This window comes from Micromonospora sp. CNZ295 (assembly GCF_004217535.1).
On record NZ_SHKZ01000001.1, the window covers coordinates 3,521,862 to 3,541,726 of the forward strand.

The following is a 19,865-nucleotide window of genomic DNA, read 5'->3' on the forward strand; positions in this document are numbered from 1 at the left end:
GGGTCCGAGCTGCCGGGGGAGGAGCGGAGACCACCGCGCGGGCCGGCTGCCCTGGGACGTTGTCAGACCGCGGGTGCCGGCTCGGTGGGCCGTGGCGTGAAGAAGCGGACGATGTCGTCGGCCGCGGTGGGGGAGAGCATCATCGCCTGGACTCGTGCCGACATTTCGGCGATCGGGTGGATTCTGGCGAACATCGTCTCCTCGTACGCCTGGATCGCCGTGCCGGGGTCGACGGGGTTGCTGGCGAGTGCGGCGGCGAGTTCGGCGGCGTCGAGCATGGCTTGGTTGGCGCCCTCGCCGACCGGTGGCATGAGGTGCGCGGCGTCACCGATGAGGGTGATGCCCGGTTGGTGGGGCCAGCGCGTACCGGTGGGCATCGCCTCGATCCTGCGGGGGATCGGCGGGGTGTCGCCGGCTTCGATGAGCGCGGTGAGGCCGGGGGCCCAGCCGTCGAACATGTCCAGTAGGGCGTGCTTGCTGCGGTAGGTGTCCAGGTGGCGATCGTCCGCTCGGAGGGAGATGCCGATCCGGATGCTGCCGTCGCCGAGGCGTTGCGCTGCAAGGATCTGGTTCACGCCGATGCACCAGAGGTTCCCGGGGCCGACCAGCTCGGCGAGGCGTGGGTGGCGCCGGTCGGCGTCGCCGATGTTGAGCTCGATCAAGGTGGCGACGGGGGACAGCGTCGCGTCGGTCAGCAGCGATCGGACGACCGAGCGTGCGCCGTCCGCGCCGATGAGGATGTCGCAGTCCGCTCGGTGGCCGCCGTCGAACGTCAGCCCGAAGCCTCCGCCGGGTCGTGGCGTCGCCGCGACGAGCCGGTGCCGCCAGGTCACCACGTCGCCGGGGAGCGAATCGAGCAGAAGGTCGCGCAGTGCCCTGCGGTCGATCTCGGGGCGTCCGGAGAAGGAGCCGGGTTCTGGCCGGTGGTGTACGAGGGTGCGTCCGGTCGGGTCGAGGATGCGATGTTCCTCGCCCTCCGGCCGTGCCTCGGACCGGAAGCGGCCGGCGAGGCCCGCAGCGGCCAGGGCCAGTTGCCCGGACTCGGGGTGCAGGTCGAGCGATCCGCCCTGGGCTCGCGCGGATCGGCTTGCCTCGCGTTCGTACACCACGGCGTCGATGCCGTTGCGGTGCAGGATTCGGGCCAGCGTCAGGCCACCGAGGCCACCACCGGCGATCGCGATTCGCATCAACATCCCCCGTTACCGTACGCTGTATCACGTGAATACACCGTACGGTAGCGCACCGCTGCCGATCTGGGAACGGCCCGAGCCTCAGCCGCGGGCGGCGCCCGTCCCGCTGAGCCGCGCCAAGATCGCCGACACGGCGGTCCGGATCGCCGACGCGCACGGCCTCGACGGGCTGTCGATACGCAAGATCGCCAAAGAGCTCGGTGTCGGCCCGATGCGGCTCTACGACTATGTGACCAACCGGTCCGAACTGCTTGATCTGATGGTCGACGCCGTATATGCCCAGATCGCCGAGGCCGGCCGGCACTCCGAGTGGCGCGCCACGGTACTGGCCATCGCACACCGGACCCGGGTCGCCGCTCTTGACCACGAATGGTTCGCCGACCTGCTGGGCGCAAGGCCACACCTGGGACCGCACGCGCTCGCCGTGGGCGAAGCGACCGCCGCGGCGCTCAGCCGGGCCGCTGGCGTACGCGGGGTCGACGATCTCCAGCGGGCCCTGGGCGCCCTCAACGCGTTCATCGTCGGCGCAATCCGGCGGGAGGTCACCGAGCGCCGCACCGCCCGGACGACCGGCACCGACGTGTCCGCCTGGCAGGCCGCCCTCGGGCCCTACCTGACGCGCATGCTCGAAACCGGCCGTTACCCCACCGTCGCCCGGCTGGTCATCGACGGCGCCCACCTCGATGCCGAGGAGACCTTCCACCACAACCTGATCACCGTCCTGGACGGCATCGCCAGCGCTCCCCGCACCTGACGCCGGAGTTCCCCGGGCTGCCGACGTCGGAGGTTCAGCGCGGCGACACGACCTGCCACTGGCCCCGGCCGTCCATCCATGACCGGGCCAGGATCTCCGCCGACTGTCGGCCCGGACACGGGTAGATCTTCGAGCGCCCGCCGTCGCCACCGGCTCGGGCCTCGACCTCCCACGACTCACCATCGGTGCGGATGTAAACGTCGCGGCGCCCTCGCACGGTGCGGTTGCCGTTCCACCAGTGATGCTCGGTCTTCACACCTCGACCGTATAGCACCAGGTCCGAGTATGGAACGTTGGCGATCTTGGGAACGCCGACGTCAACGAGGCGGCGAGCCCCGGCGGCCGGGGCCCGCGACCGGCCGGGGGCCGGACGGGCGCGCCGTGGCGGCCCGGGGACGGACGCCTCGCGGCGCTGTGCGTCGTCGAGCCGTCGCGCCGGGTTGGGGCGCCGGTCCCGCGCCGTTCCTCGGCGGGCCGTCGCGCGGCATCGTCGTAAGTGAATGACACGCCCGGGGCGGCGATCGGTTCACGTCGTACGGCCGGCGCGGCCGGTCGGCGTGCGGCGGCCGCGTTGCCGGGGCGCTGAGCCGTTGTTAGCGTGCCTTGAAGGCAACCTGATTTCCGCACGGCCGAGGTGGCGGTGGGACCTTCACCGACCCGGACGGATCCGCGTCCCCGGAGCCGGCACGCGATCGGCGCTGGATCGGTCACCTCTCGCCAGGTCGAGGCATTCGCGACGTCTCTTTCCGGTGTCGCGGACCGCATTGAGGAAGTGTCACTCATGACCGATGACAAGAAGCACGGCACCGGACCGATGTTGCTCTCGGGCGGCAATCCGCAGATCCCCAAGGGCGAGGGACCCGGGCCGGTGCGGGACTACATCGCCGCCATGCCCGGCTGGAAACGGGACGTCGGGCAGCGCCTCGACGACCTCATCGTGCGTACGGTCCCGGACGTGCACAAGGCCGTGAAGTGGAACCAACCGTTCTACGGACTCAAGGGCGAGGGCTGGTTCCTGTCGTACCGCTGCTACACGAACTACGTGCAGGTGCAGTTCCTGAAGGGGACATCGCTCGAGCCCATTCCGCCGAAACCGTCCAAGCACAAGGAGGTGCGCTATCTCGACATCCGCCAGGATGACGAGCTGGACGAGGACCGGCTCCGCTCCTGGATCGAGCAGGCCAGCAAGTTGCCGGGTGAGAAGATGTGAGCAGCTCCGGGCCCGGCTGTCTAGCCGTCGGCCCCGGCTGGTCGGCAACGCGGCGTGGGCATGGCGGCCAGGCGGCGCGGGTCGACCAGGGCCACGACCTCGACGATGCGCCCATTGCGCACGGTGCACGCCATCACGCTGAGTGGCGCTCCGGTGCGGCTCCAGGTCATGACGCCCGGTTCCCCGTTGACCAGGACACGGCGTGCCACGATCGAGGCCCGGGTCGCACGTTCGGCCGCGGCGATCACCTCGGTGGCACCGAGCTTCACGACGACTCCGCCCGGGGTGTATGAACGCCACGTGATCTGCGGGTCGAGTACCCGCAGGAGTGCCTCGAAGTCCCCGTCCCGGGCGGCGGCCAGGAACGCGTCGACCACCTGGCGCTGGCGTTGGCGGCCATCGCTGGGAAGGGCGGCGCCGCGCACCTTGCGGCGGGCGCGGCTCGCCATCATCTTGGTCGCGTCGGTGGAGGAGCCGAGGATCTCGGCGATGTCCTTGAACGGCACCGCGAAGATGTCGTGGAGCACGAACGCCAGCCGTTCGTCAGGCCCCAGCGCCTCGAGCACCACCAGGAGGGCGAGGCCCACCGCGTCGTTGGTCACCGCCGCGTCATCGGGTGATTCGACGTCCTCGCTGACCGTGAACTCGGGCAGGTCGGGCTCATAGGCCGTGGCTGGCCGGGACCTGCGGGCGCGCAGCATGTCGATGCAGACACGAGCCGCCACGGTCGTCAGCCAGCCACGGAGATTGTTGATCGACCCGGGATCGTGACGAGCCAGCCGCAGCCACACCTCCTGGACGGCGTCCTCGGCATCCGCTCGCGATCCGAGCATCCGATGGGCCAGGGCCACCAGGCGCGCTCGCTCGTCATCGAACACGGCCGCCAGATGCGTGTCCGGCGTCATGGCTGTTACCTCCCGTGGCTGGGCTCCGTCACGACTACGACGCGCCTCGGGGAGGCGAAGTAACGGATGCGAGGAGCTGTCGTGCACACCGCGCTATGGATCGTGACTGCCATTGTGGCGACCGGGTTTCTCATCGGCGGCGTCAGTCAGGTGCTGCTGACGAAGGAGCGGTTCCGTTCGTTCGGAGCCAGCCAGCACTGGGTGGACGACTTCGGTCGCCGGCACATCAAGGCGATCGGGACGATCAAGATCGTCGGCTCGCTCGGCCTGATCCTGCCCGCCGTCTTCGATGTGGCCGTCGTGCTCGTGCCGTTGGCCGCGTCCGGCCTGATGCTGGTGATGGCAGGTGCGGGGACGATCCGGTTCCGCCGCAGCGAGTGGAGGTATCTGCTCGGTGACCTGATGTTCATCGGTCTGCTCGGTTTCGTCGCCTGGGGGAGATTCGCGCTCGAACCGCTGGGCTGACGGCCGCGGGGACGGTGTCCGCGAGGGCTCGTCACCCGTACGGCGAAGCTCGGAACCGGCCTCAACCGCCCGACGCCTCCACCTGTGCCGCGGCGGTGACCGGCTGTCGGAGGATGGTGCGCTGCTTCTCGGGTGCGACCCTGCGGAAGTCGCTGAGATAGATCTCGTGATGCTTGCCGACCATCCGGAACCCCTGGTCGGGAATGACCTTGTGATGCAGCTGCGCGAGCACGTCCGCCTCGTCGTCGAAGGGGCCGACGTGCAGCGTCTGGACGCACCGTCCCTCGGAGAGCGTCTCCAGGCGGAGGTCATCGAGGCGCGCCGGTTGGTTCTTCGCCCGGGCCTGTTCGACGGCGGTGACGACCATGGCCGGGGCGATCCAGTCCGGGACCATGAGCATCAGCGTCCAGTCCCACCGCGACTTGTCCCGGGCCGCGGTGAAGGAGGACATGTCCTCGGCCCACCACAGGCCTTCCAGGGGCGGGACGACATAATCGCGATCGAGGTCCCGCTTGCTGGCGAACTTCAGTCTGTAGGCCACCGGATAGAGCGCTGCGACCGCTTCGGCGAAGGCGGGCGAGGTGTTCGGGTCGCCGTGCCCGTCGATCATGAGATATTGCAGGTCGGGCACGTCCACGACCCGGAACCGGCCCCGCTGTGCCTGGTAGGCGCCGAGCGTCTTCTTGAAGTCAGTCTTGGTCGTCATCGGGCACCTGGACTCGCGCGGCGAGCCACTGCCTTTCCGCCTCCAGGAGGCTCAGCGAATACGAGAAGACCTCACCCGCCGCCGGCGGGAGGGGAGCTTGTGCCTGTCGCGCCGCCCGGGTTGCGGCGATCCGGGCTTCGACCCGCGCCAGTCGGGCGCGCAGCGCCTGGGCGTATTGCCGCTCGGAGAGCAGAGGCAGGTTGGCGAGGCCGACCAGCAGTGGATGCGGGATCGGCCGTGGCTCGGCGACGAGGGCCAGGGTGGTGCGTGCGGCAACCTCGCGGCCGCTGGCCGTGGCGTGGAAGACGCGGCGGGCCTTCGCCGCGGCCGGAACCTCCGGGACGTGGAGCAGGCCGCGCCCTTCCAGCTTCGTGAGCAGGTAGTAGATCGAGGAGAACCCGATGTCGGTTCACTGCCGGATGCCGCGTCGCTCGATCACCTGCTCCAGGTCGTAGCCGTGCTGCGGGCGTTCGATGATCAGGCCCAACACGGTCAGCTCGGCGGGAGTGAGCTCCACGGCTGCACTCTAGCACTGGAATAGCCCCTCCGTCGGAAGTGGACAGCGCAGCGGAAACCTCTTGGCGGGCTGTTACGCCTGATCCGACGAAGGGGCATCCGGCGGCGCGGGAGACCGGTGGGGCCGATGCCGGCGCGATCCACGCTGTGGCAGGCTGAGCCGTCGACAACCGGTCGGGCCCTGCCGACCACCGCTGTCGCCATGCCGAGAAGCTTCGAGGAGTCGTCGATGCCCTCCACCAGGCGGAACCAGACGCCGCGATCGTCCCAGTTGGACCTTCCCATTCTGTTGGGCAGCGGCACCGCCCTCGCCCTCGGCGCGGTCGGCGCGTTCCTCGGTTTCGACCTCCTCGGCGACATCGGCCCGGTGCCCACGCTGCTCGTGCTTCTCGTCGGCGTCTTCGTCGTCGGCGCGGCCGTCACGGTCCGTCGCATCTTCGCCCTGCGTACCACCGGCGGCGGCGGGCGACAAGGACGCCGCTGAGCGTCATCGCCAGCAGCCGAGGACGCCCGGCCGCCACCCCGGCCCGTACTGGTCCGACGGGTGCCGAACGCGGGACGGGCTGGCTCGCACGGTGTCCTCGACGGACACCACAGCGTTGAAACGACCGTGGAAACTTCACGACGACTGAGCAGGACCGGTGAGCGGAAACCTTCAACGCCGTGACCGATTCAGGCCAATCGACCTGGCACGCGCACACGGCCTGTCCACGCAGGCGGTCCGCAACTACGAGGAGGCCGGCATCCTGCCGGCCGCCGCACGCACCCCGTCCGGTTACCGCACCTACACGGCACTGCACGCGCAAGCCCTGCGTGCGTTCCTCGCTCTCGTGCCCGGGCACGGCCACCAGACCGCCACCGCGATCATGCAGGCGACCAACCGGGACGCCACCGAGGAAGCGCTTCGGCTCATCGACGAAAGCCACGCCCAGCTGCTGGACGACCGCCGTACGCTCCGGTCGGTCGAGCTGGCGGTCGGCGACCTCCAGCCCGTACCGCACGAACGCGGCACCATGTTCGTCGGCACCCTGGCGCGGAGGCTCGGCGTCCGCCCGGCCACCCTGCGCAAGTGGGAGCGCGCTGGCCTGGTCCAGCCGCGCCGCGACCCGCAGACGGGCTACCGGGTCTACAGCGCGGCCGACGTACGCGACGCGCTGCTGGCCCACCAGCTCAGGCGGGGAGGCTACCTGCTCGAACAGATCGCCCCGCTGATCGCGCAGGTCCGTTCCGCCGGCGGTGTCGCGCCGCTCGGGTCGATGCTGCGCGACTGGCATGCCCGCCTGTCGGCCCGAAGTCGCGCCATGCTCGCCGGGGCCGCCGCACTCGACGCCTACCTCGACTGCCGAGCGTCCGCACCACCGACCGGCCCACCGTGATGCCCGGGTCGCGGCGCTGGTGCGTAGTTTCAGCGCGGTGCGCCCAGGGTAGTTCGACCCGGTGACCACACCTGAGCAGAGGCGGCAGGACGACATGGCGCTCGAGCGGGGCGCGGAGTACCAGGACGCGGAAGGGCGCCGGACCACGGACCCGGCCGTCGCGGCCGGTCACGCCGACAGCGAGGCCGACCGCAACGCCGAGCACCTCGCGCGGGGCGAGGTCGGGCCGGGAATCCCCGAGGAGTAGCGGCCACCCGGACGCGACGAGCGCCGGATCCGCGGTGTCGATCGACGGCACCTGGTCCGCGTCGGGGTCCGCCCCTGCCCGCCGACCGTCGTTCACGGCGAGATGCGGACCTCCACCGAGCTGATGAACCAGCGGAAGTCGGACCGGCTGTGGATGGCCGCTCTTGTCGAACGACCGCGTTCCCGCGCAGACGATCACCGGCTCCCCCGCCGGCACCGGTCCCGCGCTGAACAGGTGCGCGAAGTAGTGGGCGCCGCGGGTCAGGTACTCGGCGTGGTCGCTGGCGTCGTCGTCCTCGTCCTTGACGAAGGACGACATCACGGCGTACGACGGCTCGGCGACGTCGGGGTGCAGGACGTCGAGCATCAGCGAGTTGGCCTGGCTCGTCTTCGAGTTCGACCATCCCCACTCGTCCTCGGTCTCCAACCGGTGCTCGGCGATGGTGGGCTGGGCGTCGATGAGGACCTCGACCAGGCCCGTGATCGGCGGCACGAAGGAGAAGGCGATCGCGCTGAACCCGTCGCCCGAGGCGTAGTCGAAGTCGCCGGCGTCGCCGTTGTCCATCGTGACGGTGATGCCGACGTCACCGAGCGAGGGATTCAGCGTGTGGATCCGGTCGACGGTGAAGTTGTCGTTGCGCACCGGGACGAAGCCGAAGTTGAACCCGAAGAACGGCGGACGGTGGACCTCCCACCGGTGCGGGCCGGGGTCGTCGTCCGGTATGACGACGCCCCACGGGAGCGGGTGCCGGTGCAGCGGCGACAGCCGCAGCCACCGGTCGAGGTTGCCGGCGACGTGGAAACCCGGTGTGACGTGCCGGTCCGTCGGGGTGAGGAGCTCGGCCATCGCGTCGTGGTAGTCCTCCCCGATCTCCAGGAGTTCGTCACGCCGTACCTTCCGGTCGCGCAGGAAGGCGTCGGCCCGTTGCTTGCGGGCCTCGTTCAGGTCGTCGAAGGTCGACTCCACCCCGCGCGGTGGCTGGAGCAGGTCGCTTAGCGTCAGCCGCTCCTGGCGCATCAGTGCGGTCAGATCCGCCCGGTTGTCGTCCCCCAGCAACCTCGGAGCCGGTCGGCGGCGCCGGCCGCCACCTGGGCGGCCTTGCGGGCGCGCTCGACGCGGAGCGCCCGGAGGCGTTCGGCGCGCTCGGCGAGTGCCGTGTCGGCCGTGCGTTGCGCATCGGCGGGGAATCGACGGAAGTTCCGGCTCGGCTCGTCGGTCTTGAGCATGGTGGCCCCCTACGGCTGCCCGGAGCATAGGCGCCTCCCGCGGCCGCCGAGCAGTAGCTCTCCGCGATCTGCGGAAACGGGCCGGACTTCCGAGCTGACCTCGGATTTCGTGTCCGCGACGAGCGTGACCGGCGAGCAGCTCGGCCTACGCTGGCGTACGACGTGGACCGGGAGCCGCCGGCCGCCGGGGGCGCGGAGCGCTCACCGGGGGCGGAGCCGCCACCCGACGACCGCCGCGACGGCCAGCAGGACCACCAGCACCGGGCCGCCGGCCAGCACGATCAGGCCCGCGCCGATGTTGGCGCCGATCGCGCCGGCCGTCAGCACCCGCCCGGCGAAGCCGACCAGCGCGCCGGCCGCGACGAGGGGCAGCAGCACCGCCCACCAGCGGGGATCCAGACGGCGTACGGCGGTGGCGCGCACCAGCACGCCGAGCGCGGCCACGGCGACGACGCAGGCGGCGACGCCGACGATCCGATCTCCGAACGCGCCGAAACTCACCGGGCGGACCACGTAGTCCAGGGCCACTCCCTCGGCAGCGAGCCGCCGCGCCTCGTCGTTGGTGAGATCACCGACCAGCCACCAGGCGGCGACCGGTGTGGCCAGGACCAGCAGGAGGGACGGAAGCAGGAGCGCGGGGCGGTACGGGAACGGCATCGCGGGTGGCCTCTTCTCCGGGACCGGTGAACGGTTCGCCGGCCAGTATGCGGTGCGGGGGCCGCGGACGGTTTCGTCGCCGCCGGGCGGGTATTCAGCCGCGCCGGCTCAGAGGTGGACCGGGTGCCGCCCCCGTCGTGAAGGAGCGATCGATGTCAGACCAGCAGCCCACGGTCGTCCTCGTTCACGGTGCGTTCGCCGAGTCGGCGAGCTGGAACGGCGTGATCGAGCGGCTGGGCCCCGCGTACTCCGTGGTGGCCGTCGCGAACCCGCTGCGCGGCCTGTCGAACGACGCCGCCTACCTGCGGGACGTGATGGCCTGGGTGGGCGGGCCGGTCGTCCTCGTGGGTCACTCGTACGGCGGCATGGTGGTCACCGAGGCCGCCACGGACGATCCGTCGGTGCGGGCCCTCGTCTACGTCAACGCGTTCGCCCCGGACACGGGGGAGTCCGCGCTGGCGCTGTCCGGGCAGTTCCCGGGCAGCACGCTGCCGGGCACGCTGGTGACGTACCCGGTGTCCAGCGGGGGGAACGAGGTGGCGATCGGGCAGGACGCGTACCACAAGCAGTTCGCCGCGGACGTACCCGAGGACGTCGCGGCGCTGATGGCCCGTACCCAGCGGCCGGCCACCGAACAGGCGCTCGGCGACCCGTTGACCGCCTCGCGGCCGGCGTGGCGGTCGCTGCCCACGTGGTTCGTCTTCGGCGACGCCGACATGAACATTCCGGTGGCCGCGCACCGGTTCATGGCCGAGCGGGCCGGCCCGCGGGGCGTCCGGGAGATCGTCGGCGCCTCGCACGCGATGGCCGTGTCCCAGCCCGCCGAGGTCGCCGAGACGATCATCGAGGCTGTCCGCGGCACCGGCGGCTGACCGGCTGCCGGCCGGTCCGGCGTCCCGGCCCGGCCGCGCCGGCCGTCAGGGCGGTGGGTGCCCGTGGCGGCCGGCGCGACGCGAAGGGGTCAGGCGGTCGTGCAGGGCGAGCCGTTCAGGGTGAACGAGGCCGGCTTACCGGTGTTGCCGGTGTGGACGGCCTGGAAGCCGATGGTCGTCGAGGCACCGGGTGCGAGGACCCCGTTGTAGGAGACGTTGCGGGCGGTGACCGCTCCGCTGGACGGCGCGTACGAGGCGTTCCAGCCGTTGGTGATGCTCTGCCCGGCCGGCAGGGTGAACGCCAGAGCCCAGCCGTTGACCGTCGCGGTGCCGGTGTTGGTGATCGTCAGCGACGCGGTCAGGCCGGTGTTCCAGGCGTTGACCACGTAGGCCACCCGGCAGCCGCCGGGGACCGGCGGGGGAGTGGTCGGCGGCGGCGTGGTGGGCGGCGGGGTGGTGGGCGGTGGCGAGGTCGGCGGGGTGCCGGAGTCCAGGCCGAAGAAGCGGATCGCCTGGGCGGCGTCGGCCGGCAGGTTGTGCGAGACGCCCTGCATGCTGATCGCCTCGACCGGGGCCGTCCCGCCGCTGCCGCCGTAGCGGGTGCGGGTGTAGCCGGCCTGCGGGCTGTCGGTGTACGTCGGTGTCTGGGAGAGACCGTGCAGGTTGGTCCACTGCTTGATCTCCTCGGTGAAGTTCGGGTAGCGCAGGATCTCGTCGTTGGTGCCGTGCCAGAGCTGCATGCGCGGTCGTGGACCGGCGTACCCGGGGTACGCGTTGCGCACCAGGTCACCCCAGGCCTGTGGGGTGCGCGTGAGCTGGCCGTTGGCGCACTCGCTGTTCCACTCGGAGCCGTTGGTGGTGGCGAAGCAGCCGAACGGCACGCCCGCGAAGGCCGCACCGGCGCTGAACACGTCGGGGTAGAGCCCGAGCAGGACGTTGGTCATCATCGCCCCGGACGACACGCCGGTCGCGAAGATCTTCGCGGGGTCGACGTCGTAGCGCTGTCGCACGTGGTTGACCATCGACATGATCCCGACCGGGTCGCTGCCGCCGTCCCGGCGCAGGGCCTGGGGTGAGGAGACGTCGAAGCACTGGCTGCTGCGCGTCACCGACGGGTAGATGACGAGGTAGCCGTACCGGTCGGCGAGGGACGCGAACTGGGTGCCGGAGTGGAACGCGGGGCCGGTGCCGGTGCAGTAGTGCACCGCCACGAGGAGCCCTGGCCGGGGCGCGACCCGGTCCGGCGCCGCCCGGGCGGCGGCCGGCCTTGACCTTGCCCTTCGGGGAAGGCCCAGCCTGGGTCGTGCCGGCCGCGGTGGCCGGCACGAGGAGGATGTCGACGTGGAGCTGCTGACCATCGGGTCGTTCGCCCGGGCTGCCGGCCTGACCGCGAAGGCGCTGCGCCTGTACGACGACATCGGGCTGCTGCCGCCGGCCGCGGTCGACGCGGAGTCCGGTTACCGCTACTACGCGCCGGACCAGCTCGACCGGGCGCGGCTGATCGCCACGTTGCGCCGGATCGGCATGCCGTTGGCGGAGATCCGCCGGGTGTGCGACCTCGATCCGGGGGCGGCAGCCGAGGCGATCGACGCCTGGTGGCGGGACGTCACCGCCGACACGGCGGCCCGCAGCCGCGTCGCCACCCACCTCGTGGACCTGCTCGCCGGAAGGGACACGACCATGGCCGACCCGAACCACGCACTCGCGCTCCGCTACGCCGCCCGCTGCGCGGCCGGCGCCGTCCGGGACAGCAACGAGGACGTCGCGTACGCCAGCGACCGGTTGCTGGCCGTCGCCGACGGGACCCGGGGACCGGGTGGCGCCGCGGCGAGCACCGCGGCCGTCGACGCGCTCGCGGCGCTGGAACCGGCCGGCGCGACGGACCCGCAGCTGCTCACCATGCTGGCCGACGCGATCGCCGACGCCGACCGGGGCGTCCGCCGGTCGGCGACCGACGACCAGCGGCCGGTCACCACGCTCACGGCGCTGCTGCGCTCCGGCGACCGGCTCGCGCTGGTGCACGTCGGCGACACCCGGGCTTACCTGCTGCGGGGCGGCGAGCTGACCCAGCTGACCCGCGACCACACGTACGTGCAGTCGCTGGTCGACCAGGGCCGGCTCAGCGCCGACGAGGCCGCCGCCCATCCCCAACGCGCCCTGCTGGCGCGTGCGCTCGGTGCCGGCGCCGGCCCGGTGGAGGCCGACCTGGCCCTGCGCACGGCGGTCGAGGGGGATCGCTACCTGCTGTGCTCGGATGGCCTGTCCGCGGTGCTCGACCGGGCCGAGCTGGCCGGCACCCTCGCCCTGGCCGGCGACCCGGAGCAGGTCGTGGACCGGTTGACGGCGCTGGCGTACGAGAAGGGCGCACCGGACAACATCGCCTGCGTCGTTGCCGACGTGACCTCCTGACGCGGGGGGTCATGGCGTGGGGGTGGGGACGGGGCCGGGGCGTGGGGGGTGGGCGTCGGGCTGGGCGGACGGCAGCGTCGCCGGGGCGGGTCCGGTCGAGTCGCGGACGACCAGCAGATGCCCGGTCGACCGGCGCCGCGGGCGGGTCGACCTCGGCTTCAGCGCGAGCGACAGCGCCATCCGGCCCATGTCGGTCATCGGCAGCCGGATCGTGGTGAGGCTGGGGGCGAGGTCGGCGGCGACGGAGACGTCGTCGAACCCGACGACCGACATCCGCTCGGGCACGGGGATGCGGTGCGCCCGCAGGGTCGACAGCACGCCGATGGCCATCGCGTCGTTGAGGGCGATGATCGCGGTGGTCCGGGGGTGGTCGCGCAGGATCAGTTCGGCGGCGACCCGGCCGCCGTCTCGGGTGAAGTCGCAGTGGACCACGGCGAGGTCGTCGAGGGCGCGGCCGCGCCGGCGCAGGGCCGCCGACACACCGGCGAGCCGGTCCGCCACGGTGGTGAGGCCGGTCGTCCCGGCGGCGACCGCGATGCGCCGGTGGCCGAGGTCCAGCAGGTGCTCGGCGAGGGCCCGGCCGCCGGCCTCGTTGTCGGGCAGGACCGCGTCCACACCGAGCGCGTGCCGGCCGATGACGGCGACCCGGCCGCCCTGCCGCTGGAACTCCGCCAGCTCGGCGCGCGCCGCGGCCTCGATCCGGGCGTCGTCGTAGCCCGACCCGGCGACGAGGATGATCCCGACCCGCTGCGCGATGAGGTGGCGCAGCTGCCGCAGCTCCGCGTCCGGGTCGCGGCCGGAGTGGCAGATCTGCACCAGCAGCCCCTCCTCGGCGGCGACCTCGATGACGCCGCCGGCGATCTCCGAGAAGTACGGGTCGTCGATCTGGTGCACGACCAGCCCCACGGTCGAGCTGGCCCCGCCGGCGAGGGTGCGGGCGTACGGGTTGGCGACGTAGCCCAGCTCCTGCGCGACCTGCCGGACGCGCCCGGCCACCTGCTCGCTGACCCCGTCCCGCCGGGCGAGGGCGCGGGACGCGGTCGCCAGCGAGACACCGGCGCGCTCCGCGACGTCGATGAGACGCAGCCTCGGGCCAGGTCTGGGCATCGGCAACTCCCCCGGAACACGACTCCGTCCGCTGACTGTTGCCAGTGGACTCGGCACAGCCTAGTCTGCGTAAGCGCTTTCGTAAGCGCTTACGCAACCCCGAGAAAGCAAGCGTCCCGGGCTGACGATCCCGCTGTGGCGTGCGTCCTGAGGCCGGCGACGACCCCGGAGGAGGGTGGGACGATGACGGCACGTGTCCCGATCGGCATCGTGATGAACGGCGTGACCGGGCGGATGGGCTACCGGCAGCACCTGGTCCGGTCGCTGCTGGCGATCCGGGAACAGGGCGGCGTACCGCTGCGCGACGGCAGCCGGCTCTGGCCGGAGCTGATCCTGGTCGGGCGGAACGAGGCCAAGCTGCGCGACGTGGCGGCCCGGCACGGTCTGGCCGACTGGACGACCGACCTGGACGCCGCGCTGGCGCGACCGGACGTCTCGATCTACTTCGACGCCCAGGTCACCAGCGAGCGGGAGAAGGCGATCGGGCTCGCCATCGCGACCGGCAAGCACGTCTACACCGAGAAGCCGGTCGCCACCACCCTGCACGGCGCGGTCGAGCTCGCCCGCGCCGCCGACGCGGCCGGCGTCCGGCACGGCGTCGTGCAGGACAAGCTGCTCCTGCCCGGCCTGCGCAAGCTCGACCGGCTGGTGCGGAGCGGGTTCTTCGGCCGGATCCTGTCGGTGCGCGGCGAGTTCGGCTACTGGGTCTTCGAGGGCGACTGGCAGCAGGCGCAGCGCCCGAGCTGGAACTACCGGGCCGCCGACGGCGGCGGCATCGTGGTCGACATGTTCCCGCACTGGCACTACGTGCTGGAGCAGATCTTCGCGCCGGTCCGCGCGGTCACCGCGCACGTCACCACGCACATCCCGCGCCGGTGGGCCGAGGACGGCCAGCCCTACGACGCGACCGCCGACGACGCCGCGTACGCGATCTTCGAGCTGGACGGCGGCGTCGTCGCCCAGGTCAACTCCTCCTGGGCGGTCCGGGTGAACCGGGACGAGCTGGTCGAGTTCCAGGTCGACGGCACCGAGGGCAGCGCGGTCGCCGGACTGCGCCGCTGCCGGGTGCAGCACCGGGCGGCCACCCCGAAGCCGGTGTGGAACCCGGACCTGCCGTCCACCGAGGACTTCCGGTCGCAGTGGCAGGAGGTGCCGGACAACGAGGTGTTCGACAACGGCTTCAAGGTCCAGTGGGAGATGTTCCTGCGGCACGTCGCCGAGGACGCCCCGTACACCTGGGACCTGTGGGCCGGCGCGCGGGGCGTGCAACTGGCCGAGCTGGGCCTGCGGTCGGCGCGCGAGGGCCGCCGCGTCGAGGTACCGGAGCTGCGGTCGTGAGCCGGACGGTCAACCTGCCCGACGGGCCGCTCACCCTCTCCGGCGCCGGAGACGAGCATGCGACGCCCGGCGGTCGCTTCACCAGCCGGGTCGCGTACGCCGCCGCGCACGTCGTCGCCGACCCCGCGGCGGAGAACGTCCCGGGCGCACCGGCCGCCGTGGACTGGGCGGCGACCCTGGCGTTCCGCCGGCACCTGTGGTCATACGGCTTCGGCGTCGCCGAGGCGATGGACACCGCCCAGCGCGGCATGGGCATGGACTACGCCGCCGCGCGGGAGTTGGTCCGCCGCTCGGCGCAGGCGGCCCGGGCCGAGGGCGGCGCGATCTGCGCCGGCGTCGCCACCGACCAACTGCCGGCCGGCCCGGCCACCCTCGACGAGATCCGCAAGGCGTACGCCGAGCAGCTCGCCGACGTGCAGGACGCCGGCGCGCGGCCGGTGCTCATGTGCAGCCGGCACCTGGCCGCCACCGCCCGGTCCGCCGGCGACTACCTCGACGTCTACGGACGGCTGCTGGCCGACGCCGACGGCCCGGTGGTGCTGCACTGGCTCGGTCCGGCCTTCGACCCGGCGCTCGCCGGCTACTGGGGCGACGCCGACCCGGCCCGGGCCGCGGACACCGTGGTCGCGCTGATCGACGCGCACACCGCCAAGGTGGACGGCGTCAAGCTGTCGCTGCTCGACGAGGACTTCGAGGTCGCGCTGCGCCGGCGCCTACCGGCCGGGGTGCGCCTCTACACCGGCGACGACTTCAACTACCCGGCCCTGATCGGCGGCGACGCCGAGGGTCACTCCGACGCGCTGCTCGGCGTGCTGGCCGCGATCGCCCCGCCCGCGGCGACCGCGCTGCGCGCGCTGGACGGCGGCGACCTGGCGGCGTACGACCGGATCCTGGCGCCGACGCTGCCGCTGGCCCGGCACCTGTTCGGCGCACCCACCTTCTACTACAAGACCGGCATCGTGTTCCTGGCCTGGCTGGCCGGCCACCAGGACCACTTCACCATGGTCGGCGGTCTCCAGTCCGGCCGGTCCCCGGCGCACCTCGGCCGGCTGCTGCGGCTCGCCGACGCGGCCGGGCTGCTGCCCGACGCCGACCTGGCCGCCCACCGGGCGCGGGCGTTCCTGACCACGGCGGGGGTGGCGCAGTGAAGCGGTTCGCGCTGAACTCGGCGACGACCAAGCGGTGGCCGCTGCCGGAGCTCGTCGCGGGCTGCGTCGACGCCGGGGTCTCCGGGGTCGGGCTGTGGCGGGAGGACCTGGCCGCGTACGGGGTAGGGGCGGCCGCGGCGCTCGTGCGCGACGCCGGCCTGAACGTCACCTCGCTGTGCCGTGGCGGCTTCTTCGACCGGCCGGACTGGCTGGCCGACAACCGGCGGGCGATCGACGAGGCGGTGGCGGTGGGCGCGCCGGTCCTGGTGCTGGTCTCCGGCGGGCTGCCCGCCGGCAGCCGGGATCTCGACGGTGCCCGGGCACGCGTGCGGGAGGCGATCGGCGAGCTGGTGCCGTACGCCCACGTGGCGGGTGTCCGGCTCGCCGTCGAGCCGCTGCATCCGATGTTCTGCTCCGACCGGTGCGTCGTGGCGAGTCTCGGCCAGGCACTGGACCTGGTCGCCCCGTACCCGGCGGAGGCGGTGGGCGTCGTCGTCGACACCTACCACCTGTGGTGGGACGACCAGGTGTGGGCGCAGATCGCGCGGGCCGGCCGGGAGGGGCGCATCGCCTGCTTCCAGGTCGCCGACTGGGTGACGCCGCTGCCGGCCGGCGTCCTGCTCGGCCGCGGGCTGCCCGGGGCCGGCTGCGTCGAGCTGCGCCGGTTCCGCGAGGCCGTGGACGCCGCCGGGTACACCGGCCCGGTGGAGGTGGAGGTCTTCGCGGAGGAGGTCTGGGCCCGGCCCGGCCGCGAGGTGCTCGACGAGGCCGTCGCCGGCTACCTCCGGCACGTGGCCTGAGCGGTGTGCCGCCCGGCTGCCGGCCCACCTCGGGCCAGGCGGTCCGGGCGGCCGGCACGGCGCGCTCAGCAAGCCTGCTCGAAGACCTCGCGAACCGTGGCGTTGGCCTCCCGCTCGTCGTAACCGAGGCTGGTGAGCAGGTCCGTGGCCATGGACCGGAGCTGGGCCACCACCACGCCGCCGGAGAATCCCACCCCCTCGGCGTACGCCTCGGCGGCCCGACTGACCACCTTGCGCCCCAGCTGCTCGGACCGGTTCGTGCGGACGTTGGACTCCGCCTCGATCTGCACCTGGGCGAGGGCGTCGCTGAAGGAGTGCACCGCGGCCGGCAGTCCGGGCGGCATCGGTTCGCCGTCGCGCACGGCGGTGGCGGCCCGCCGCACCATCTCCTGACTGCTGTGGATGATCCTGGCCAGGTACCGCGCCCCCCCGCCGGTAATGCTCGAACTCCGCCCGGCTGTGCCAGCGAATCGGCGAGACGGCCACCGCCTCCTCGGCGCCGGAGAGGGCGTCGTTGAGCAGGGTGAGCTGGGACTCCACGTCACGCAGCCCGTCGCGTGCCTGGTTCAACCCGTCGGCGTCGCCGGCGGACATCGCCTCCGCCGTGGTCTGGAGCTGTTGGATCAGGTCCGCGAAGAGCGGACGGGCGGCCCGCTGGATGATCCGCAGCGGGTTGGCCGGCAGCACGGCCACGACCACGATGGCGGCCACCCCGCCGACGATGGCGTCGATGATCCGGGGCGTCTCCAGGCCGCTGCGCTGCGCGGGGGTGGCCGCGGCGATGAGCACCGCCGTGCCGCCGGCCTGGCTCACCACCTGCCCGCCCCGGCTCAGGGTGAGGCCGAGCAGGATGGCCGCGGTCACCACGACACCGGTCTGCCAGGGGCCGGTGCCCATGAACGCGATCAGGGCGTCGCCGACCACGATCCCGGCCAGCACCCCGAGCAGCAGCTCGACCGTGCGGCGGGTGCGGCGCCCGATGGCGGCGGCGATGGTGCCGACGGCGGCGGTCGGCGCGAAGATCGGCTGGTCGTGGTGCAGGATCTCGTGCGCCACCGTCCAGGCCAGCGCGGCGGCCACGCCGGCCTGCGCGGCGAGGATCGCGTACAGCTCGAGTGTCCGGCGCCGGTCACCCCAGCCGACCCGGCGGCTCAGGCCGCCGGTCACCCGGGCCACGGCGCTCACCAGTGAGTCGCCCGCGCCACGTACCCGGCCGCCCAGTCCGCCCGCCGCTGTCACGCCGCCTACTACCCCGGCGGGCTGCACTCATTCCCTACGCCGCCCTCCAGGGAGCTCAGGACAGGCCGAGGCGGGCGATCGGCTCGACCAGCTCGCGCTCCTCGTAGGCGAGGTGGGACAGCAGCGTGTCGCTGAGCAGGTCGACCGCGGCGCGCAGCTCGGCCATGCCGTCGGGCACCGACACGAACGCGACCAGGGCGCGGTCGAGGCGCTCCAGCACGTCGTGGATGAGGTGGTGCTCCTGCTCGAGCCGGTCGATCACCGGGGCGAGCCGGTCGTCGCCGGCCCGCAGGTGGGGGAAGAGCCCCCGGTCCTCGAGCGTGTGGTGGGTGGTGACGATCCGGCAGTACGACTCGCAGTACGTGCCGAGGGTCCACTTGTTCTGCCGCATCGTCATCGTGTTGATGTGGGACCGGGCCCGACCCGCGTCGATCGTGCCGGCGGCCACCTGCTCGATGAGGTCGTAGATCTGCGCCAGCTCGCCGCGCAGCCCGTCGTGGACCTCGACGAGGTGCTGGGCGGTGGCCAGGTCGTGCGCGGTGTAGGTGCGCTCGGGATCCGGTGCGGGGCCGGTGGGGCGCGCGGACTCGTCCCAGACCTGGACCTCGCCGCGGCGGACGCCGTCGTCGGGCGTCGGCACGACGGTGAACGAACTCCGCCCGGCCGCCGTGGCCCGGGCACCGGCCCCCTGTGGTGGTGTGTCGCCGGGCCGCTCCGCGGCTCGCGTCGCCGTGGTGGTCCCGCTCGCCGCCTCCGCCTTCCGCTCGGCGGCCACCAGCTCGCGGACGGCCGGCGCCACCTCCTCGGCGAAGCGGCGCAGGTCGTTGGGGCGGTCACTGCCGAGGATGAACGTGCTCACGCCCTCGGTGAGAGCGAGGTCGGCCAGTTCCTCGGCCCACTGCTCGGCCGGCCCGTTGAGGGGGCCGCGGGCGGCGTCGGTGAACTGGCCGTTGACGTTGAGCAGCCGCCGGATGTCGGCCGGTGCGCGGCCCGCCTCCCGCGCGGCCTCGTCGATGATGGCGTTGCCCCGGGCCAGGTCGCCCGGCTTCAGGTACGCCAGGCTGGGCAGCCAGCCGTCGGCGCGCCGCCCGGTCAGGGCGAGCATCCGCGGCTTGTACGCGCCGAGCCAGATCCCGACGTCGTGGGCCGGCGCGGGACCACGCTTGGCGCCCACCACCCGGTGGAACTCGCCGGCGACCCGGACACCGCCGCGCTCGTCGGCGGCCCAGAGCTGCCGGATGATCTCGATCGCCTCCTCCAGCGCCTGCACGGCCTGGCCGGGGGTGAGCCGCCGGCCGCCCATCGCCTCGATGGCGTCCCAGAACGCGCCGGCGCCCAGACCCAGCTCGATCCGGCCGCCACTGAGCAGGTCGAGGCTCGCCACGCTGCGGGCGAGCACGGCCGGCGGCCGCAGCGGCAGGTTGGTGACGTTGGCGGCCAGCCGGACGGTGCTGGTGCGGGCCGCGACGAAGCTCATCAGCGTCCAGGTGTCCAGGAACGCCGGCTGGTACGGGTGGTCCTGGAACGTCACCAGGTCCAGCCCGACCTGCTCGGCCAGCGCGGCGAGCGCCACGACCCGGTCGGGGGCGGCGTTGGCGGGCGTGAGGAACGCCCCGAATGTCAACGGGTGCCCGTAGTCGCTCATCCCCGATGTCTCCTTCCCCCGCGGGCGCTCACCGGCCCGGCGCCGACGACTACCC

19 protein-coding genes and 3 pseudogenes are annotated in these 19,865 nt (G+C 72.8%); 10 read left to right on the top strand and 12 right to left on the bottom strand.

Features of this window, described 5'->3' with window-relative positions; all coding sequences use genetic code 11:
• Positions 1-62 precede the first annotated feature (62 nt).
• Positions 63-1,193, bottom strand: a complete 1,131-nt coding sequence (locus tag EV376_RS16595; RefSeq protein WP_486482654.1) for an FAD-dependent oxidoreductase — start codon at positions 1,191-1,193, stop codon at positions 63-65.
• 25 nt (positions 1,194-1,218) lie between these two features.
• On the opposite strand from EV376_RS16595, the gene EV376_RS16600 reads away from it, so the two are divergent.
• Positions 1,219-1,944 (top strand): TetR/AcrR family transcriptional regulator, encoded by a 726-nt coding sequence (locus EV376_RS16600; RefSeq protein ID WP_486482655.1) that lies wholly within the window; start codon positions 1,219-1,221, stop codon positions 1,942-1,944.
• Positions 1,945-1,978: 34 nt separating this feature from the next.
• On the opposite strand, the gene EV376_RS16605 is transcribed toward EV376_RS16600, so the two are convergent.
• Positions 1,979-2,200, bottom strand: a complete 222-nt coding sequence (locus EV376_RS16605) for a hypothetical protein (protein ID WP_130324285.1) — start codon at positions 2,198-2,200, stop codon at positions 1,979-1,981.
• Positions 2,201-2,725: 525 nt separating this feature from the next.
• Here EV376_RS16605 and EV376_RS16610 point away from each other — a divergent pair.
• Positions 2,726-3,154: a DUF1801 domain-containing protein gene (locus EV376_RS16610; protein WP_130324287.1), complete on the top strand. Its 429-nt coding sequence runs from the start codon at positions 2,726-2,728 to the stop codon at positions 3,152-3,154.
• A 20-nt stretch (positions 3,155-3,174) separates the two neighbouring features.
• Here EV376_RS16610 and EV376_RS16615 read toward each other — a convergent pair whose 3' ends face one another.
• Positions 3,175-4,059, bottom strand: coding sequence for a sigma-70 family RNA polymerase sigma factor (locus EV376_RS16615; protein ID WP_130324289.1), 885 nt, complete (start codon positions 4,057-4,059; stop codon positions 3,175-3,177).
• A gap of 102 nt (positions 4,060-4,161) precedes the next feature.
• Here EV376_RS16615 and EV376_RS16620 point away from each other — a divergent pair, with 102 nt between their 5' ends.
• The gene (locus EV376_RS16620; protein WP_486482656.1) at positions 4,162-4,524 is read left to right on the top strand and encodes a DoxX family protein; all 363 of its coding nucleotides are present in this window, start codon (positions 4,162-4,164) and stop codon (positions 4,522-4,524) included.
• Positions 4,525-4,585: 61 nt separating this feature from the next.
• On the opposite strand, the gene EV376_RS16625 is transcribed toward EV376_RS16620, so the two are convergent.
• Positions 4,586-5,230 (bottom strand): GyrI-like domain-containing protein, encoded by a 645-nt coding sequence (locus EV376_RS16625; RefSeq protein WP_130324293.1) that lies wholly within the window; start codon positions 5,228-5,230, stop codon positions 4,586-4,588.
• Positions 5,214-5,747: pseudogene (locus EV376_RS16630) on the bottom strand (PadR family transcriptional regulator). The gene EV376_RS16625 and the pseudogene EV376_RS16630 overlap by 17 nt, the downstream one beginning before the upstream one ends.
• 228 nt (positions 5,748-5,975) lie before the next feature.
• Here EV376_RS16630 and EV376_RS16635 point away from each other — a divergent pair.
• Both EV376_RS16635 and EV376_RS16640 read left to right on the top strand, forming a co-directional pair.
• Positions 5,976-6,230, top strand: coding sequence for a hypothetical protein (locus EV376_RS16635; protein ID WP_130324295.1), 255 nt, complete (start codon positions 5,976-5,978; stop codon positions 6,228-6,230).
• Positions 6,231-6,387: 157 nt separating this feature from the next.
• Positions 6,388-7,122 carry a TioE family transcriptional regulator gene (locus EV376_RS16640; RefSeq protein ID WP_130324297.1) on the top strand — a complete coding sequence of 245 codons (735 nt, stop codon included), beginning with the start codon at positions 6,388-6,390 and terminating at the stop codon, positions 7,120-7,122.
• A gap of 1,272 nt (positions 7,123-8,394) precedes the next feature.
• On the opposite strand, the gene EV376_RS16655 is transcribed toward EV376_RS16640, so the two are convergent.
• Together EV376_RS16655 and EV376_RS16660 are read right to left on the bottom strand one after the other, a co-directional pair.
• Entirely contained in the window at positions 8,395-8,595 is a 201-nt protein-coding gene (locus tag EV376_RS16655) for a hypothetical protein (protein WP_130324303.1), read from the bottom strand.
• 201 nt (positions 8,596-8,796) lie between these two features.
• Positions 8,797-9,252 carry a hypothetical protein gene (locus EV376_RS16660; protein ID WP_130324305.1) on the bottom strand — a complete coding sequence of 152 codons (456 nt, stop codon included), beginning with the start codon at positions 9,250-9,252 and terminating at the stop codon, positions 8,797-8,799.
• Between the two features lie 152 nt (positions 9,253-9,404).
• Between EV376_RS16660 and EV376_RS16665 the strand changes: the two genes are divergently transcribed.
• Entirely contained in the window at positions 9,405-10,124 is a 720-nt protein-coding gene (locus tag EV376_RS16665) for an alpha/beta fold hydrolase (RefSeq protein ID WP_130324307.1), read from the top strand.
• Between the two features lie 89 nt (positions 10,125-10,213).
• Here the strand turns inward: EV376_RS16665 and EV376_RS16670 are convergent.
• Positions 10,214-11,368 (bottom strand): annotated as a pseudogene (locus EV376_RS16670) (extracellular catalytic domain type 1 short-chain-length polyhydroxyalkanoate depolymerase); the annotation flags it as partial.
• 97 nt (positions 11,369-11,465) lie between these two features.
• Here EV376_RS16670 and EV376_RS16675 point away from each other — a divergent pair.
• Positions 11,466-12,533 carry a MerR family transcriptional regulator gene (locus tag EV376_RS16675; RefSeq protein WP_130324311.1) on the top strand — a complete coding sequence of 356 codons (1,068 nt, stop codon included), beginning with the start codon at positions 11,466-11,468 and terminating at the stop codon, positions 12,531-12,533.
• Between the two features lie 9 nt (positions 12,534-12,542).
• Here EV376_RS16675 and EV376_RS16680 read toward each other — a convergent pair whose 3' ends face one another.
• Positions 12,543-13,640, bottom strand: a complete 1,098-nt coding sequence (locus tag EV376_RS16680; RefSeq protein ID WP_130324313.1) for a LacI family DNA-binding transcriptional regulator — start codon at positions 13,638-13,640, stop codon at positions 12,543-12,545.
• Between the two features lie 183 nt (positions 13,641-13,823).
• Between EV376_RS16680 and EV376_RS16685 the strand changes: the two genes are divergently transcribed.
• Genes EV376_RS16685 through EV376_RS16695 form a run of 3 tightly spaced genes read left to right on the top strand, consistent with a single transcriptional unit; the run spans position 13,824 to position 16,926 of the window.
• Positions 13,824-14,978, top strand: coding sequence for a Gfo/Idh/MocA family protein (locus EV376_RS16685; RefSeq protein ID WP_130324315.1), 1,155 nt, complete (start codon positions 13,824-13,826; stop codon positions 14,976-14,978).
• Entirely contained in the window at positions 14,975-16,126 is a 1,152-nt protein-coding gene (locus EV376_RS16690) for a dihydrodipicolinate synthase family protein (RefSeq protein ID WP_130324317.1), read from the top strand. Before EV376_RS16685 ends, EV376_RS16690 begins: the two co-directional genes overlap by 4 nt.
• Positions 16,123-16,926: a sugar phosphate isomerase/epimerase family protein gene (locus EV376_RS16695; RefSeq protein WP_130324319.1), complete on the top strand. Its 804-nt coding sequence runs from the start codon at positions 16,123-16,125 to the stop codon at positions 16,924-16,926. Before EV376_RS16690 ends, EV376_RS16695 begins: the two co-directional genes overlap by 4 nt.
• A gap of 65 nt (positions 16,927-16,991) precedes the next feature.
• On the opposite strand, the gene EV376_RS16700 is transcribed toward EV376_RS16695, so the two are convergent.
• The 3 genes and pseudogenes from EV376_RS16700 to EV376_RS16710 form a co-directional block, all read right to left on the bottom strand.
• Entirely contained in the window at positions 16,992-17,312 is a 321-nt protein-coding gene (locus EV376_RS16700) for a hypothetical protein (protein WP_130324321.1), read from the bottom strand.
• Positions 17,313-17,679: 367 nt separating this feature from the next.
• Positions 17,680-18,192, bottom strand: a pseudogene (locus tag EV376_RS16705) (FUSC family protein); the annotation flags it as partial.
• Between the two features lie 28 nt (positions 18,193-18,220).
• Positions 18,221-19,810, bottom strand: coding sequence for an LLM class flavin-dependent oxidoreductase (locus tag EV376_RS16710; RefSeq protein WP_130324323.1), 1,590 nt, complete (start codon positions 19,808-19,810; stop codon positions 18,221-18,223).
• Between the last annotated feature and the right edge of the window lie 55 nt (positions 19,811-19,865).